General features: G+C 67.2%; 12 protein-coding genes. 5 read left to right on the forward strand and 7 right to left on the reverse strand.

The window, feature by feature from the left end; genetic code table 11:
- Positions 1 to 34: 34 nt before the first annotated feature.
- Positions 35 to 1,333: an NCS2 family permease gene (locus A9179_RS18975; protein ID WP_187807763.1), complete on the forward strand. Its 1,299-nt coding sequence runs from the start codon at positions 35 to 37 to the stop codon at positions 1,331 to 1,333.
- Positions 1,330 to 2,415: a tRNA (uridine(54)-C5)-methyltransferase TrmA gene (trmA, locus tag A9179_RS18980; RefSeq protein ID WP_187807764.1), complete on the forward strand. Its 1,086-nt coding sequence runs from the start codon at positions 1,330 to 1,332 to the stop codon at positions 2,413 to 2,415. Before A9179_RS18975 ends, trmA begins: the two co-directional genes overlap by 4 nt.
- A gap of 273 nt (positions 2,416 to 2,688) precedes the next feature.
- Here the strand turns inward: trmA and adeC are convergent, their stop codons facing one another.
- From adeC to A9179_RS18995, 3 genes are read right to left on the reverse strand one after another with little or no spacing between them, the layout of a single operon-like run.
- Positions 2,689 to 4,134 (reverse strand): AdeC/AdeK/OprM family multidrug efflux complex outer membrane factor, encoded by a 1,446-nt coding sequence (gene adeC, locus A9179_RS18985; RefSeq protein ID WP_187807765.1) that lies wholly within the window; start codon positions 4,132 to 4,134, stop codon positions 2,689 to 2,691.
- Complete coding sequence (locus tag A9179_RS18990; protein WP_187807766.1) at positions 4,131 to 7,268, reverse strand: efflux RND transporter permease subunit; 3,138 nt, start codon at positions 7,266 to 7,268, stop codon at positions 4,131 to 4,133. Before A9179_RS18990 ends, adeC begins: the two co-directional genes overlap by 4 nt.
- Before the next feature lie 10 nt (positions 7,269 to 7,278).
- A complete protein-coding gene (locus A9179_RS18995; protein ID WP_187807767.1) occupies positions 7,279 to 8,421 on the reverse strand; it encodes an efflux RND transporter periplasmic adaptor subunit in 1,143 nt (380 codons plus the stop codon).
- A gap of 168 nt (positions 8,422 to 8,589) precedes the next feature.
- On the opposite strand from A9179_RS18995, the gene A9179_RS19000 reads away from it, so the two are divergent.
- Positions 8,590 to 9,225 carry a TetR family transcriptional regulator gene (locus A9179_RS19000; RefSeq protein WP_187807768.1) on the forward strand — a complete coding sequence of 212 codons (636 nt, stop codon included), beginning with the start codon at positions 8,590 to 8,592 and terminating at the stop codon, positions 9,223 to 9,225.
- Positions 9,226 to 9,307: 82 nt separating this feature from the next.
- Here the strand turns inward: A9179_RS19000 and A9179_RS19005 are convergent, their stop codons facing one another.
- The 3 genes from A9179_RS19005 to A9179_RS19015 form a co-directional block, all read right to left on the reverse strand.
- Positions 9,308 to 10,186 carry an amino acid ABC transporter substrate-binding protein gene (locus tag A9179_RS19005; protein ID WP_187807769.1) on the reverse strand — a complete coding sequence of 293 codons (879 nt, stop codon included), beginning with the start codon at positions 10,184 to 10,186 and terminating at the stop codon, positions 9,308 to 9,310.
- Positions 10,183 to 11,520: a putrescine-ornithine antiporter gene (gene potE / locus A9179_RS19010; RefSeq protein ID WP_187807770.1), complete on the reverse strand. Its 1,338-nt coding sequence runs from the start codon at positions 11,518 to 11,520 to the stop codon at positions 10,183 to 10,185. The genes A9179_RS19005 and potE overlap by 4 nt, the downstream gene beginning before the upstream one ends.
- 390 nt (positions 11,521 to 11,910) lie before the next feature.
- Complete coding sequence (locus A9179_RS19015; RefSeq protein ID WP_187807771.1) at positions 11,911 to 12,294, reverse strand: DUF4345 family protein; 384 nt, start codon at positions 12,292 to 12,294, stop codon at positions 11,911 to 11,913.
- Positions 12,295 to 12,418: 124 nt separating this feature from the next.
- On the opposite strand from A9179_RS19015, the gene A9179_RS19020 reads away from it, so the two are divergent.
- Positions 12,419 to 12,850: a DUF411 domain-containing protein gene (locus A9179_RS19020; protein ID WP_187807772.1), complete on the forward strand. Its 432-nt coding sequence runs from the start codon at positions 12,419 to 12,421 to the stop codon at positions 12,848 to 12,850.
- Positions 12,851 to 12,917: 67 nt separating this feature from the next.
- Positions 12,918 to 13,796, forward strand: coding sequence for a KPN_02809 family neutral zinc metallopeptidase (gene ypfJ, locus A9179_RS19025; protein ID WP_187807773.1), 879 nt, complete (start codon positions 12,918 to 12,920; stop codon positions 13,794 to 13,796).
- 46 nt (positions 13,797 to 13,842) lie between these two features.
- On the opposite strand, the gene A9179_RS19030 is transcribed toward ypfJ, so the two are convergent.
- The gene (locus A9179_RS19030) at positions 13,843 to 14,850 is read right to left on the reverse strand and encodes an AraC family transcriptional regulator (protein ID WP_187807774.1); all 1,008 of its coding nucleotides are present in this window, start codon (positions 14,848 to 14,850) and stop codon (positions 13,843 to 13,845) included.
- Between the last annotated feature and the right edge of the window lie 33 nt (positions 14,851 to 14,883).

The raw sequence follows: 14,883 nt of genomic DNA on the forward strand, positions 1-14,883 counted from the left end.
AACCCACGTCGCACCAGCCCCACGGGAGTTCACCATGCTGGAAAAGCTGTTCCAACTCAAGGCGCACAACACCACGATCCGTACCGAGATCCTGGCTGGTATCACCACCTTCCTGACCATGGCCTACATCCTCTTCGTCAACCCGGCGATCCTCGGCGAGACCGGCATGGACAAGGGCGCGATCTTCGTCGCCACCTGCCTGGCCGCGGCCATCGGTTCGGCGCTGATGGGTCTGATCGCCAACTACCCGATCGCCCTGGCGCCCGGCATGGGCCTCAACGCCTTCTTCACCTACACCGTGGTGCTGCACATGGGCCACAGCTGGCAGGTGGCGCTGGGCGCGGTATTCATCTCCGCCACCCTGTTCTTCCTGTTGTCGATCTTCCGCATCCGCGAGTGGATCGTGAACAGCATCCCGCTGCCGCTGCGCTCGGCGATTGCCGCCGGTATCGGCCTGTTCCTCGCCCTGATTGCGCTGAAGGAAGCCGGCCTGGTGGTGGACAACCCGGCCACCCTGGTCGGCCTCGGTGACCTGCACGCCCCCGGCCCGCTGCTGGCCGTGCTCGGCTTCTTCCTGATCGTTGCCCTGGAAGCCCGTCGCGTTACCGGCGCGGTAATGATCGGCATCCTCGCCGTCACCGCCATTGCCATCGCCCTGGGCGTCACCCCGTTCGGTGGCGTGGTGTCGATGCCGCCGTCGCTGGCCCCAACCTTCCTGCAGCTGGACATCATGGGCGCGCTGGACGTGGGCATGGTCAGCGTGATCTTCGCCTTCCTGTTCGTCGACCTGTTCGACAACACCGGCACCCTGATCGGCGTGGCCAAGCGCGCCGGCCTGATGAGCAAGGACGGCAACCTGCCGAAGATGGGCCGCGCCCTTATCGCCGACAGCGCCGCCGCCATGGGTGGCTCGCTGCTGGGCACCAGCACCACCACCAGCTACATCGAATCCGCCTCGGGCGTGGCCGCCGGCGGCCGCACCGGCCTGACCGCCATAGTGGTCGCCGTGCTGTTCCTGCTGGCGCTGTTCTTCGCCCCGCTGGCCGGCACCGTGCCCGCGTTCGCCACCGCGCCGGCGCTGCTGTTCGTCGCCGTGCTGATGACCTCCGGCCTGGCCGAAATCGACTGGGATGACATCACTGTCGCCGCGCCGGTGGTGATCACCGCCCTGGCCATGCCGCTGACCTTCTCGATCGCCAACGGCATCGCCTTCGGCTTTATCGCCTGGGTGGTGATCAAGGCCCTGGCCGGTCGTTTCAAGGAGATCAACCCGGCCCTGGTGGTACTCGCCGCCATCTTCGTCGCCAAGTTCGCCTTCGGCGTCAACGCATGACCCAGGTACGTGACGCGGCGGCCTATGCCGCCCAGCTGGAGGAGAAGGTCGCCCGCCTGCGCGAGCTGCTGGCGCCCTTCGCCGCGCCTGAGCCGGCGGTGTTCACCTCGCCAGGCGAGCACTACCGCCTGCGCGCCGAGTTCCGCCTGTGGCGCGAGCAGGAAGAGCGCCACTACGCGATGTTCGAGGCCGGCGACAAGCACACGCCGATCCTGATCGACGAGTTCCCCATCGCCAGCCTGCGCATCAATGAGCTGATGCCGCAGCTGAAGGCCGCCTGGCAGGCCAGCCGGGTATTGTCGTTCAAGCTGTTCCAGGTCGAGTTCCTCACCACCCTGGCCGGCGATGCGCTGATCACCCTGTGCTACCACCGCCCGCTGGATGCCGCCTGGCAGGCCGAGGCCGAGCAGCTGGCGCAGCAGCTGGGCGTCAGCCTGGTCGGCCGCTCGCGTGGCCAGCGCCTGGTGATCGGTCGCGACTACGTGCAGGAAGAAATGCAGGTGGCCGGTCGCACCTTCCGCTACCGCCAGCCGGAAGGCGCCTTCACCCAGCCCAACGGCCTGGTCTGCCAGCAGATGCTGCAGTGGGCCCATGACGCCCTCGGCGAGCGCCAGGATGACCTGCTGGAGCTGTACTGCGGCAACGGCAACTTCACCCTGCCGCTGTCGACCCGGGTACGCAAGGTGCTGGCCACCGAGATCAGCAAGAGTTCGGTCAACGCCGCGCTGGCCAACCTGGCCGACAACGGCATCGCCAATATCGAGCTGGTGCGCCTGAGCGCCGAGGAGCTGACCCAGGCCCTCAACGAGGTGCGTCCATTCCGCCGCCTGGCCGACATCGACCTGAAGTCCTACGACTTCGGCGCCGTGTTCGTCGACCCGCCGCGTGCCGGCATGGATCCGGACACCTGCGAGCTGACCAGGCGCTTCGACAATATCCTGTACATCTCCTGCAACCCGGAGACCCTGGCCGCCAACATTGCCCAGCTCAACGATACCCACCGTATCGAGCGCTGCGCGCTGTTCGACCAGTTTCCGTGGACGCACCATATGGAGTCCGGGGTGCTGCTGGTTCGCCGCTGAGACGTAGGGCGGGTGAAACCCGCGTGGCGGCCTTCACGGGTTGCACCCGCCCTACGCGCTGGTTGTGGCACCCCTCGTTGCGTCCTTCTTCCTGCTCCACGGTGGCCCATCTGGATTCCCGCCTTCGCGGGAATGACGAGGTTAGGTTAAATCACATGGTTTCCTCTCTACTCCGTCATCCCCGCGCAGGCGGGGATCCAGTAGCGGTGTGTCATAAGCAACACCCACAAAAAAGCCCCGGCATGTCGGGGCTTTTTCATTTCAGGCCAACCGTCAGTCCGCCGCTGGCGCTGCCGCCAGGGTGGTCTGCTCGTGCCAGCCGCCGCCGAGGGCCTTGTACAGGTTGACCTCGCTGGTCAGCTGGTTGAGCCGGTCGCCGATCAGCTGCTGCTGGGCGCTGAACAGCTGGCGCTGGGCGTCGAGCAGGGTCAGGTAGCTGTCCACCCCGGTGCGGAAGCGGCGTTCGGCGAGGCGGTAGTACTCCGCGCTGGTGCCGACCAGGGCGCGCTGGGCCTCCAGCTGCTGCTGGTAGGTGGTGCGCGCGGCCAGGCCATCGGCGACTTCCTGGAAGGCACCCTGGATGGCCTTCTCGTAAGTAGCGACCTGGATGTTCTTCTGCACCTCGGCGTAGTCGAGGTTGGCCTTGAGCCGGCCCGCCGTGAAGATCGGCAAGTTGATCGACGGCTGGAACAGCCAGCTGCCCGAGCCACCGTCGAACAGACCGGACAGCTGGCTGCTGGCGCTGCCGGCATTGGCGGTCAGGCTGATGCTGGGGAAGAACGCTGCGCGTGCCGCGCCGATGCTGGCATTGGCCGCCTTGAGCTGGTGCTCCGCCTGGAGCAGATCCGGGCGGCGTTGCAACAGCTCGGACGGCAACCCGGCCGGGACTTCGGCCAGCAGGTCGCTGCCCAGCACTTCGCCTTGCGGCAGGTCGGCCGGCACCGCGCCGCCCAGCAGCAGGGCCAGGGCGTTGCGATCCTGGGCCACCAGGCGGCTGTACTGCGCCAGGCTGGCTTCGGCGCTCTGTACCGAGGTACGCGCCTGGCTCAGCGCCAGCGCATCGGCGACGCCGACGTTGAAGCTGCGCTCGGTGAGGGCGTAGCTCTTGCGGTAGGTGTCCAGGGTGTCGCGGGTCAGCTGCAGCAGTTGCTGGTCGGCCTGCAGGGTCAGGTAGGCGTTGGCCACGCTGGCCACCAGGCTGATCTGCGTGCTGCGCTGCGCCTCTTCGCTGGCGAAGTACTGCTCCAGGGCCTGCTCGTCGAGGCTGCGCAGGCGGCCGAAGAAGTCGATTTCCCAGGCGCTGGTGCCGACCGTGGCGCTGTACTGGCCGCTGGTGGTGGCTTCGCCGGAAGACGACAGATCGCCCGGCAGACGCTGGCGGGTACCGCTGCCGGCGGCGGAGATGCTGGGGAACAGCTCCGAGCGCTGGATGCGGTGCTGGGCGCGGTAGGCATCGACGTTGAGCGCGGCGATGCGCAGGTCGCGGTTGTTGGCCAGGGCGGTCTCGACCAGGCCCTGCAGCGCCGGATCCTTGAAGAACTCGCGCCAGCCCAGGGCGGCGGCGGCCACATCGGTCTGCGCTGCGCCATTGGCGGTATAGGCCGCGCCTTGCGGCCAGGCACCGTCGACCGGGGCATCCGGGCGCTGGTAATCGGGAATCAGGCTGCAGCCGCCGAGCAGGACGCTGGCGACGGCAAGTGACAACAGGGACTGCCTCACTGGACGGCCTCCTCTTTGATGGCATCTTTGCTGCGCTTGTCCTTGAACAGCGAGCAGACCAGTACGTAGAACAGCGGCACCCAGAAGATCGCCAGCACGGTCGCGGTGAGCATGCCGCCGATCACGCCGGTACCGATGGCGTGCTGGCTGCCGGAACCGGCGCCGGTGGAGATCGCCATCGGCACCACGCCGAGGATGAACGCCAGCGAGGTCATGATGATCGGACGCAGACGCATGCGGCAGGCCTCGATGGCCGCGTCGAACAAGCTTCTGCCCTGTTCGTGCAGCTCCTTGGCGAACTCGACGATAAGGATCGCGTTCTTCGCCGACAGGCCGATGGTGGTGAGCAGGCCGACCTGGAAGAACACGTCGTTGCTCAGCCCGCGCAGGCTGGTGAACAGCAGCGCACCGATGATCCCCAGTGGCACCACCAGCATCACCGAGAACGGGATCGACCAGCTCTCGTACAGCGCCGCCAGGCAGAGGAACACCACCAGCAGCGACAGGGCGTACAGCGCCGGCGCCTGGGAACCGGACAGGCGCTCCTCGTAGGACAACCCGGTCCAGGAGTAGCCGACACCCGCCGGCAGCTGGGCGATGATCTCCTCGACCGCAGCCATGGCCTCGCCCGAGCTGTGCCCCGGCGCCGGTTCACCGAGAATCTCGATGGCCGGCACGCCGTTGTAGCGCGCCAGTTTCGGCGCACCGTAGACCCACTCGCCGCTGGCGAAGGCGCTGAACGGCACCATCTGCCCGGCGTCGTTGCGCACGTACCACTTGCCGAGGTCCTCGGGGTTCATCCGCGCTTCCGGCACGCCTTGCAGGTAGACCTTCTTGACCCGGCCACGGTCGATGAAGTCGTTGACGTAGCTAGCACCCCAGGCAATGGCCACGGTGTTGTTGATGTTGGCCAGGGACACGCCGTGGGCGCTGGCCTTCTCGTCGTCGATCAGCAGCTGGTACTGCGGCTCGTCGTACAGGCCGTTGGCGCGCACGCGGGCCAGCACCGGGTTGTTCTTGGCCAGCTGGAGGAACTGGTCGCGGGCAGCGTTGAGTGTTTCATGGCCGACGCCGGCGCGATCCTGCAGGAACAGGTCGAAACCGGTGGCGTTACCCATCTCCAGTACGGCCGGCGGAGCGAAGGCGAACACCATCGCATCGCGGAAGCTGAAGAAGTGCTGCTGGGCGCGCTGGGCCAGGCTGAACACGCTGTGCTCGGCACCCGGGCGCTCGTCCCAGGGCTTGAGCATGATGAAGGCCATGCCCGAACTCTGGCCGCGACCGGCGAAGTTGAAGCCGGTGACGGTGAACACCGACTTCACCGTGTCCTTCTCGTCGGCCAGCAGGTATTCGCGCATCTGGTCGACCACCGCCTGGGTGCGCTCGGCACTGGCGCCAGCCGGGGTCTGCACCTGGGCGAACAGCACACCCTGGTCTTCCTCGGGCAGGAAGGCGGTGGGGATGCGGGTGAACATCCAGGCCATGACCGCGACTATTACCAGGTACAGCACGATGAACGGCAGGCGGCGCTTGAGGATGCCGCGCACGCTGCGCTCGTAGCCGTTGACGCTGCGCTCGAAGCCACGGTTGAACCAGCCGAAGAAGCCGCGCTTGGGTGCGTGGTGATCCTTGCTGACCGGCTTGAGCAGGGTGGCACAGAGCGCCGGGGTGAATACCAGGGCAACCAGCACCGAGAGGGCCATGGCCGAGACGATGGTGATCGAGAACTGCCGGTAGATCACCCCCGTGGAGCCGCCGAAGAAGGCCATCGGTAGGAATACCGCCGACAGCACCAGGGCGATACCGACCAGCGCGCCCTGGATCTGGCCCATCGACTTGCGCGTGGCTTCCAGCGGCGACAGGCCTTCCTCGGCCATCACTCGCTCGACGTTCTCCACCACCACGATGGCGTCGTCCACCAGCAGGCCGATGGCCAGCACCATGGCGAACATGGTCAGGGTGTTGATGGTGAAACCGAAGGCAGCCAGCACGCCGAAAGTACCGAGCAGCACCACCGGCACGGCCAGGGTCGGGATCAAGGTGGCGCGGAAGTTCTGCAGGAACAGGAACATCACCAGGAACACCAGCACGATGGCTTCGCCCAGGGTGTGCACCACGCCTTCGATGGAGGCCGAGACCACCGGGGTGGTGTCGTAGGGGAACACCACTTTCATCCCGGCGGGGAAGAACGGCTGCAGCTCATCGATGGTCGCGCGCAGGGCGCGGGCGGTGTCCAGTGCGTTGGCGCCGGTAGCCAGCTTGACCGCCAGACCGGAGGCCGGGTTGCCGTTGTACTGCGCACTGATGCTGTAGTTCTCGCCGCCCAGTTCGATGCGCGCGACGTCGCCGAGGCGCACTTGCGAGCCATCGCGGTTGACCTTGAGCAGGATCGCGGCGAACTGCTCGGGCGTCTGCAGGCGGGTCTTGCCGATGATGGTGGCGTTCAGCTGGTTGCCCGGCGAGGCCGGCAGGCCGCCGAGCTGGCCGGAGGAAACCTGCACGTTCTGCGCCTGGATGGCGGTCTTCACGTCCACCGGGGTCAGCTGGAAGTTGAGCAGCTTGGCCGGATCGAGCCAGATGCGCATGGCGTACTGCGAGCCGAACACCTGGAAGTCGCCCACGCCCTTGGTGCGCGAGATGGCGTCCTGCATGTTGGAGACGATGTAGTTGGACAGGTCGTTCTTGTCCATGGAACCGTCTTCGGAGACCACGCCGATCACCAGCAGGAAGTTCTTCACTGCCTTGGTCACGCGGATGCCCTGCTGCTGCACTTCCTGCGGCAGCAAGGGGGTGGCCAGCTGCAGCTTGTTCTGCACCTGCACCTGGGCGATGTCCGGGTTGGTGCCCTGCTCGAAGGTGGCGGTGACGGTCATGCTGCCGTCGGAGTTGCTCTCCGAGGACAGGTAGCGCAGGCCGTCGATCCCGTTCATCTGCTGCTCGATGACCTGCACCACGGTGTCCTGCACGGTCTGCGCCGAGGCGCCCGGGTAGGTGACCTGGATGGCGATGGCCGGTGCGGCGATGCTCGGGTACTGGTTGATCGGCAGTTTGAGGATGGCCAGGCCACCCGCCAGCATGATCACCAGGGCGATCACCCAGGCGAAGATCGGCCGGTCGATGAAAAACTTCGACATCTATGGCTCCTTATGGGTGCTTGGCCAGCTCGGCCGTGGCGGCCGGCACACTGGCGACATTGCTCGCCGGCGCGACTGTCACCTCGACACCCGGATGAACGAACTGCAGGCCCTCGGTGATCAGGCGATCGCCCGGCTTGAGTCCTTCGCTGACCAGCCAGCGGTCGCCCTGGGTACGCTCGGCCTGCACCTGACGCAGCTCGACCTTGTCGCCCTCGCCCACCACCAGCGCGGTGGCCTGGCCCTTGAGGTCACGGGTGATGCCCTGCTGCGGCGCGAGGATGGCCTGCTGGTTGACCGCCGAACTGAGCTGGGCGTGAACGAACATGCCCGGCAGCAGGTTGTGCTCGGGGTTGGGGAACACGGCGCGCAGCACCACCGAACCGGTGCCCTCGTCCACCGACACTTCGGAGAATTCCAGGGTGCCTTCGTGCTCGTAGCTGCTGCCGTCTTCCAGGGTCAGCTGCACCTTGGCCGCATTGACGCCGGCCTTCTGCAGCTGGCCGCTGGCCAGTTCGCGGCGCAGGCGCAGCAGATCCTTGGTCGGCTGGGTGACGTCGACGTAGATCGGGTCGAGCTGCTGGATGGTGGCCATGGCCGTGCTCTGGCCATTGCTGACCAGCGCACCTTCGGTAACCAGCGAACGGCCGACGCGACCGGAGATCGGTGCCAGCACCTTGGTGTAGCGCAGGTCGATGCGCGCTCGCTCCAGCGCGGCCTCGGCCGACAGGCGCGCGGCCTCGGCCTCGTCATAGGCCTGCTTGCTCACCGCCTGGTCGGCGACCAGATCCTTGTAGCGTTCGGCCAGCGACTGGGTCGAGGCCAGGGTAGCCTGGGCGCTCTTGTAGCTGGCCTGGTAGACGGAAGCGTCGATCTGATACAGCTGCTGGCCGGCCTTGACCTCGGAGCCCTCGGTGAACAGGCGCTTCTGGATGATGCCGTCAACCTGCGGACGCACCTCGGCGATACGGTAGGCACTGGTGCGCCCCGGCAGCTCGGCGGTGAGGGTGTAGGGCTGGGCCTGCAGGGTGACGATGCCGACCCGCGGCGCCGGCTGGCCACCCGGTGCGGCGTCTTCCTTGCAGCCGGAAAGGCTGAGCGTGGCCACGGCGATGGCGGCAACCATCACGGCCAAAGCTGGCTTCTTGTGCATCTGCGTGGATCCCTCGTATCAGTGATTCGTGCCCGGCACTGGCGGCGCCGCAAAGCGGGCGCGAGATGTTATGTAGCAGGCTAACGAATATACTTACATACCAGAATGTTTGTAAATCGGCTAAGCTCACCTAATTAGTAACTTTTCTCATCCTTTACACAGACAGCCATGGTCAGACGCACCAAAGAGGAAGCCGCCGAAACCCGCGTGCAGATACTCGACGCCGCCGAACGGGTGTTCCACGACCAGGGGGTTTCGCGCACGACGCTGGCGCAGATCGCGGCCGCCGCCGGGGTAACCCGCGGCGCCATCTATTGGCATTTCGAGAACAAGGTCGACCTGTTCCAGGCCATGCTCGAACGTCTGCACCTGCCGCTGGAGGCGCTGGCCCAGGCCAGCGAGAACGAAGACGAACCCGACCCGCTGGGGCGCATGCGCGAACTGCTGACCCAGCTGCTCAGGCGTGTGGAGCTGGATGCGCAGAGCCGGCGCATCGGCGAGATCCTGCGCTACAAGTGCGAGTACAGCGACGACCTCGGCGACCTGCGCCAGCGCATGCAGCACGCCCACCTGGACTGCGACGAGCGCATCGCCAAGTCACTGCGCAACGCGGTGAGCAAGGCGCAGCTGCCGGACGACCTCGACTGCCAGCGCGCCGCACTCTGCGTGCATGCCTATATCGAAGGGTTGCAAGCCAACTGGCTGCTGGCGCCCGGCGGCCTGTCGCTGGCCGAACAGGCGCAGAGCCTGGTCGATGCGCTGCTCGACATGCTGCGCAGCAGCCCGGCATTGCGCCAGCGCTGACACATAAGCGGCAGGGCGGGTGCAACCCGCGCGTCCGGCAACGCGGGTTTCACCCGTCCTACGCGCTACGCCGGGCAAGTGCTCAGCGCGGCGCGTAAGCGCGGAACAGCAATTTCACCGGCTCGCTCGGCGGGCCGAAATAGCGCCCGTAGATGCTCTCGATCCGGCCACTGCGGTACAGCCTGCTGAGGGTGGTATCGACCAGCAGGCGGAAGTCCTCGTCGCCGCGCGCCAGCACCAGGCCCATCGGTTCCAGGTCGAACAGCCGGTCGAGCACCTGCAGGCGCCCGTCCATGCCGCTACTGGCCAGCCAGTTGTGCATCAGCACGCGGTCGGAGAAGAACGCATCGGCCTGGCCGCGGTCGAGCAGTTCCATCCCCTCGCGCAGGTTGTCCACCGCGCGGATGCTCGCCGCCAGCCCCAGCTCGCGCACCCGCTCGCGCGCCCAGATCTCGGTGGTACTGCCCTTGAGCACCAGGAAGCGATGGTTGCCCAGTACCCGGGCGATGTTCGCCCGCCACTGCGGCGCCGCCTGCTGGCCGCCGCCGTTGAGCGCCTGCACCAGGCTCTGCGGGGCATCGCGACGCACCACCACGCCGCGCCCGGCGGCATAGATGGGCACCGAGAAACTCACCTGGCCGCGGCGCTCCAGGGTCTCGCTGGTGGCGCCGCAGAACAGATCCAGCGAGCCATCGCGAACCGCCTCCAGCCCCTCCTGGGTGTCCAGCGCGCGGAAGCTCTGCTGAAGGCGCTCGAAGCCCGGCTGCTGGCGGATCTGCTCGACCACCTGCTGGCACAGCTCGATGGCATAGCCGCGCGGCTGGCCGTCCAGGGTCGAGGAAAACGGCGCCAGGTTGGCCTGGTAACCGATGTTCAGCTGCTGGCTGGAACGGATGCGTTCAAGGGTCTGCGCCTCGGCCAGCAGCGGCAGGCACAGCAGCAACGGCAACAGGCGCTTCATGGCCGGGCCTCCTGCAGCGGCGCCGCCGGGGTGCGATGCTCCAGCATGCGGTCGGCGATGTAGCCGAACAGCAGGTAGCCCACCGCCGTCACCAGCATGCCGCCGAATACCGCCTCGGTGCCGGAGGCGTACAGGGCGTAGAAGCTGTAGCCCATGGCGACGATCAGGGCGAACACGTTGCGGTTGCGAACCGAACGCGACACCCCGGCCTTCTGCATGATGATCAGCAGCGCCGACAGCGAGGTGATGTAGGGAATGATGTTGGTCACCGCCGCCAGGTTGACCAGCTTGGAGAACTGCTCCGAGGCATTCGGCGAGATGGTCGATAGCGCCATCAGGCTCTGCAGCACAGCGTTGGCGATCAGCCCCAGCAGCGGCGCACCGAGCAGCGTCACCCGGGCGAAGATTTGCGGGAACATGCGCTGTTCGGCGGTGACCTTGGCGGTCTGCGCCAGGGTGAACTGCCAGCCGAGCAGCGAGCCGACGCAAGCAATCACCGCCAGCGCCATGATGATGTTGCCCACCAGCGGGTTGAACATCTGCGCATAGACGTAGGCGAACGGCGCGCTGGAGTTGGCCAGCTCGGCGTTGGGGATGATGCCCTGGATCACCGTGGTCGACAGGATGTAGATCACTGCCGCGCCGAAGGTGCCGAGCAAGCAGGCCAGCGGCACGTTGCGCTTGGGATTGTCCACCGCATCGGAGTTCTGCGCCGCCGACTCCATGCCAAGGAAGGCCCACAGGGTCAGTGGAATGCTTTGCGAGATGATCTGCCCGGTCGGCAGCTCATGGGGGTTCCAGGCCGCCTCGAGAATGGCCGGATCAAACCAGAACCAGCCCAGCACCGAGAGCCCGGCCACCGGGATGATCACCCCCCAGACGGTGAACGAGCCGATCTGCCCGGTGACCTTGGGCCCGCCGAAGTTGGCCAGCGAGGTCAGCCAGATCAGCCCGCAGGTACCGACGAACAGCGGAATGGCGCCGCTGCCCAGCCAGGGAATGAACGGGGTGAGATAGCCCACCGCGGAAATGGCGATGGCCACGTTGCCGATCGCCAGCGACAGAAAGTACAGGTAGGAACAGAGGAAGAACGCCGACTTGCCATGCGCCTCCTCGGTGTAGGCCGACATCCCGCCGGGGCGTGTGCAGTACACCCCGCACTGGGCAAAGCAGTAGGCGATGGCCATCGAGCCGATCGCCGTGATGACCCAGGACAGCAGCGATACCGCTCCCAGCTGAGCCATGCTCGAAGGCAGCAGAATGATCCCCGAACCCATCATGTTGACCGCCACCAGCGTGGTCAGTCCGGTCAATCCCATCTTCTTCACTGGCATGCCGCTCCCCCTCAACTGCCCCATGAATACGCGTCATGCGCGTCCCCCAGAGCAAGACTAGTCGGGAAGCGCGCAATGCGCGGCCGGGCTACAGCTCCAGCTTGTAGCCCACGCCATAGGTCGAGTGGATCAGCTCCTGCCCTGGTGCATGCGGCACCAGCAGCGCCGCCCTGAGCAGCCTGTTCAGCGGGGGCAGTAACCGCGCCAACCGGGATGCCGCCAAGAGCGAACAGGCGATCCAGCTGACGACCTACGAGAAGCCCCTGCAAAGCACATTCAAGGAAGTCGCCGACAGCCTGGCCATGCGCTGTACCGCAACGGCGCCAGTAGCTACCTCGACGCCCTGGACTCGCAGCGCGCGCTGTACGCCGCGCGCCAGGCGCTGAACGGTCAGCCGCGCAGCGTGCGCAAGGCCTGGAAGGCCAGCCCGGCAGACACCCCTTCGAACAGCATGGCGTAGAGGTTGAAGGTCTGCTGCGCGCCGCCATCCAGCCACAGGCCGCCCAGGCGGGCGGCAAACAGGCTGGCATACAGCAGCACCAGCAGCATCAGCGCCGGGCGCTGCAGCTCCGCGCGCAGCAGGGCCAGCAGCAGCCACAGGCCGAGGCCGAGCTGCAGGCCGCCGTAGTAGGCACGCACATCGGTGATCGCCGCCGTCTCCATCAGCAGCATGCCGCTGAGGTTGGCCAGTTGGTGCGGCTGGATGAAGTAGGCCAGGCCGAAACCGGCGAGGATCAGGGCCTGGGCGGCCAGCAGGATACGGACGAACAGCATGACGGCCTCCATGGCAGACGTTGTGCGCATAGTAGCCGCTCGGGTCGCACCCGGTAACAGTCGCGGCCTGGGGCAATGCGGCGGCCCGCGCTATTCTGCAACCTCCCGTCCTGGAGATTGCGCCATGCGCCCGCTGCTGCTCGCTACCCTGCTGTTCGCCACCACCGCCCAGGCGGCCGGCCCGGTCATGGATGTCTACCGCGACCCCAACTGCGGCTGCTGCAAGGCCTGGATCAGCCATCTGCAGGCCAATGGCATTCAGGTCAACGACCATGTCGAGAACGACATGAGCGCGCTCAAGCAGCGCCTCGGCGTACCGCCGCGCCTGGCCTCCTGTCACACCGGAGTGCTCGACGGCAAGTTCGTCGAGGGCCATGTGCCGGCTGCCGACGTGCTCAAACTGCGCAACCAGCCGGATCTGCGCGGACTGGCCGTGCCCGGCATGCCAGCCGGCTCGCCGGGCATGGAAATGGGCGAGCGCCACGACGCCTACCAGGTGCTCGGCCTGCAGCAGGATGGCCAGGAGCGGGTGGTCGCCGACTATCCGGCGCACTGACCGCCGGACTGGCGCCCTCCCGCCCCAGCAGCGACACTGAAAGCCTTTTCGGCAAGGGAGAACGGCCATGCGCTGGGAAAAGGCTCGTCGCAGCGACAACGTGGTGGATGCCCGTGGCGGTGGCGGAGGCGGCATGCGCTTCGGCGGCGGCAAGGGCCTCAGCCTGGGCGGCATCGCCGTGGTGGTGGTGATCGGCCTGCTGATGGGCCAGGATCCGCTGACCATCCTCGGCAACCTGGCCGGCCAGGCCGTGCAGCAAGGCGGCGTGAGCGTGCAGCAGCAGTCGGCGCCGGCCGCCAACGACCCGCAGCGCGAATTCGTCCGCGCCGTGCTGGGCGATACCGAGGACACCTGGCGCGCCATCTTCCAGGCTGCCGGCAAGCAGTATCAGGATCCCAAGCTGGTGCTGTTCAACGGTGGGGTCAACTCCGCGTGCGGCTTCGCCGATGCCGCGGTCGGTCCGTTCTACTGCCCCGGCGACCATCAGGTCTACCTCGACCTGAGCTTCTTCCGCGAGCTGGAAACCCGCTTCGCCGCTGCCGGCGACTTCGCCCAGGCCTACGTGATCGCCCATGAGGTCGGCCACCATGTGCAGACCCTGCTCGGCGTCTCGGCCAAGATCAACGCGGCGCGCCAGCGCGGCGACCGGGTCGAGGGCGACAACGGCCTGCTGGTACGCCAGGAGCTGCAGGCCGACTGCCTGGCCGGGGTCTGGGCGCACCACGCCCAGCAGCGCCTGAACTGGCTGGAGCCGGGTGACCTGGAAGAAGCCCTGACCGCCGCCAACGCCATCGGCGACGACCGCCTGCAGAAACAGGCGCGCGGCACCGTGATGCCGGACTCCTTCACCCACGGCACCTCGGCCCAGCGCGTACGCTGGTTCAAGGCCGGCTTCGAGCAGGGCCAGGTCGGCCGCTGCGACACCTTCCGCGCGGCCAAACTCTAGGGCGGATGAAATCCGCGTGGCGTACTGAACGCGGCTTGCCGCCGCCCTACCGCCGTTCCTGATAGGCCTTGGGCGACACGCCGAACCAGCCCTTGAACGCCTTGTAGAAGGCGCTCGGCTCGGCAAAGCCGAGCTCGCGGCTGAGCCGCTCGATCCGGCAATCGCTCTGCTGCAGACGGCGCAGGGCGTGCTCGCGGCGGACTTCGGCGAGCAGCGCGGAGAAGCTGCAGCCTTCTTCGCGCAGGTGGCGGTGCAGGGTCTGCCGGCTGGTGTGCAGACGCTGCGCCACCGCCTGCACCGAGAAGGCGCCATCGACCAGACCCAGTTCGATCAGGTGCAGCACCTGCTGGCGCAGGCTGTGGTGGCTCGGCAGCTGCGCCTGCATGTCGCTGACCCGCTGCAGCAGCAGGCCCTTGAGGTAGTCGTTGCCACTGTGCAGCGGCAGCTGCATGTCCGCCGCCGCCATCTCGATATAGTCCAGCGGCTCGCCGAAACGCACCGGGCAACCGAGGATCTGCCGGTAGCTGGCGGAGCCGGCCAGCGGCATATGGCGAAAGCCCACCCGCAATGGCAACAGGCGTACCCCGCTCATCTGCCGTCCCCAGCACAGCGCCGAACTCAGGCTGTATTCGCAGGCCATGGGGTAACCGGCCAGCGGCGCGGTGAACAGGAAGCCGATGCGCACCCGCTCGCCGAGCTGCTCGACGCGCAGGTTCTCGCACTCGCTCATTACCGGGCTGTGGCGGCTGAACAGCTCCAGCGCCTCGCCGATGGTGGCGCTCATCGCCGCCAGGTTGGCCACCGGGCCGCGGCTCTGCAGGCCGCGCTGCTGACCCAGCTGCAGGCCGAGGTCGGCCGGCGCGCCGCGCTCGGCGGCCAGCTGCCACAGGCGCAGCAACCAGGCCACCGGAATGCGCGCCTCCAGATCCAGACGCGGCTCGGGAGCCAGGCCCAGCTCGGCCAGATCGGCCGGGCCGGCCAGCTGCAGGCGACGCAGGTTCTGGTAGAGATCGAGCAGCAGCGAGGCGGTGGCGCTCGGGGCGGTGTCCAGCATGGCAAATCCTTTCACCGGTGGCAGGTGAACCGA

It is taken from the genome of Pseudomonas alcaligenes (assembly GCF_014490745.1).
Classification (GTDB): domain Bacteria; phylum Pseudomonadota; class Gammaproteobacteria; order Pseudomonadales; family Pseudomonadaceae; genus Aquipseudomonas; species Aquipseudomonas alcaligenes_C.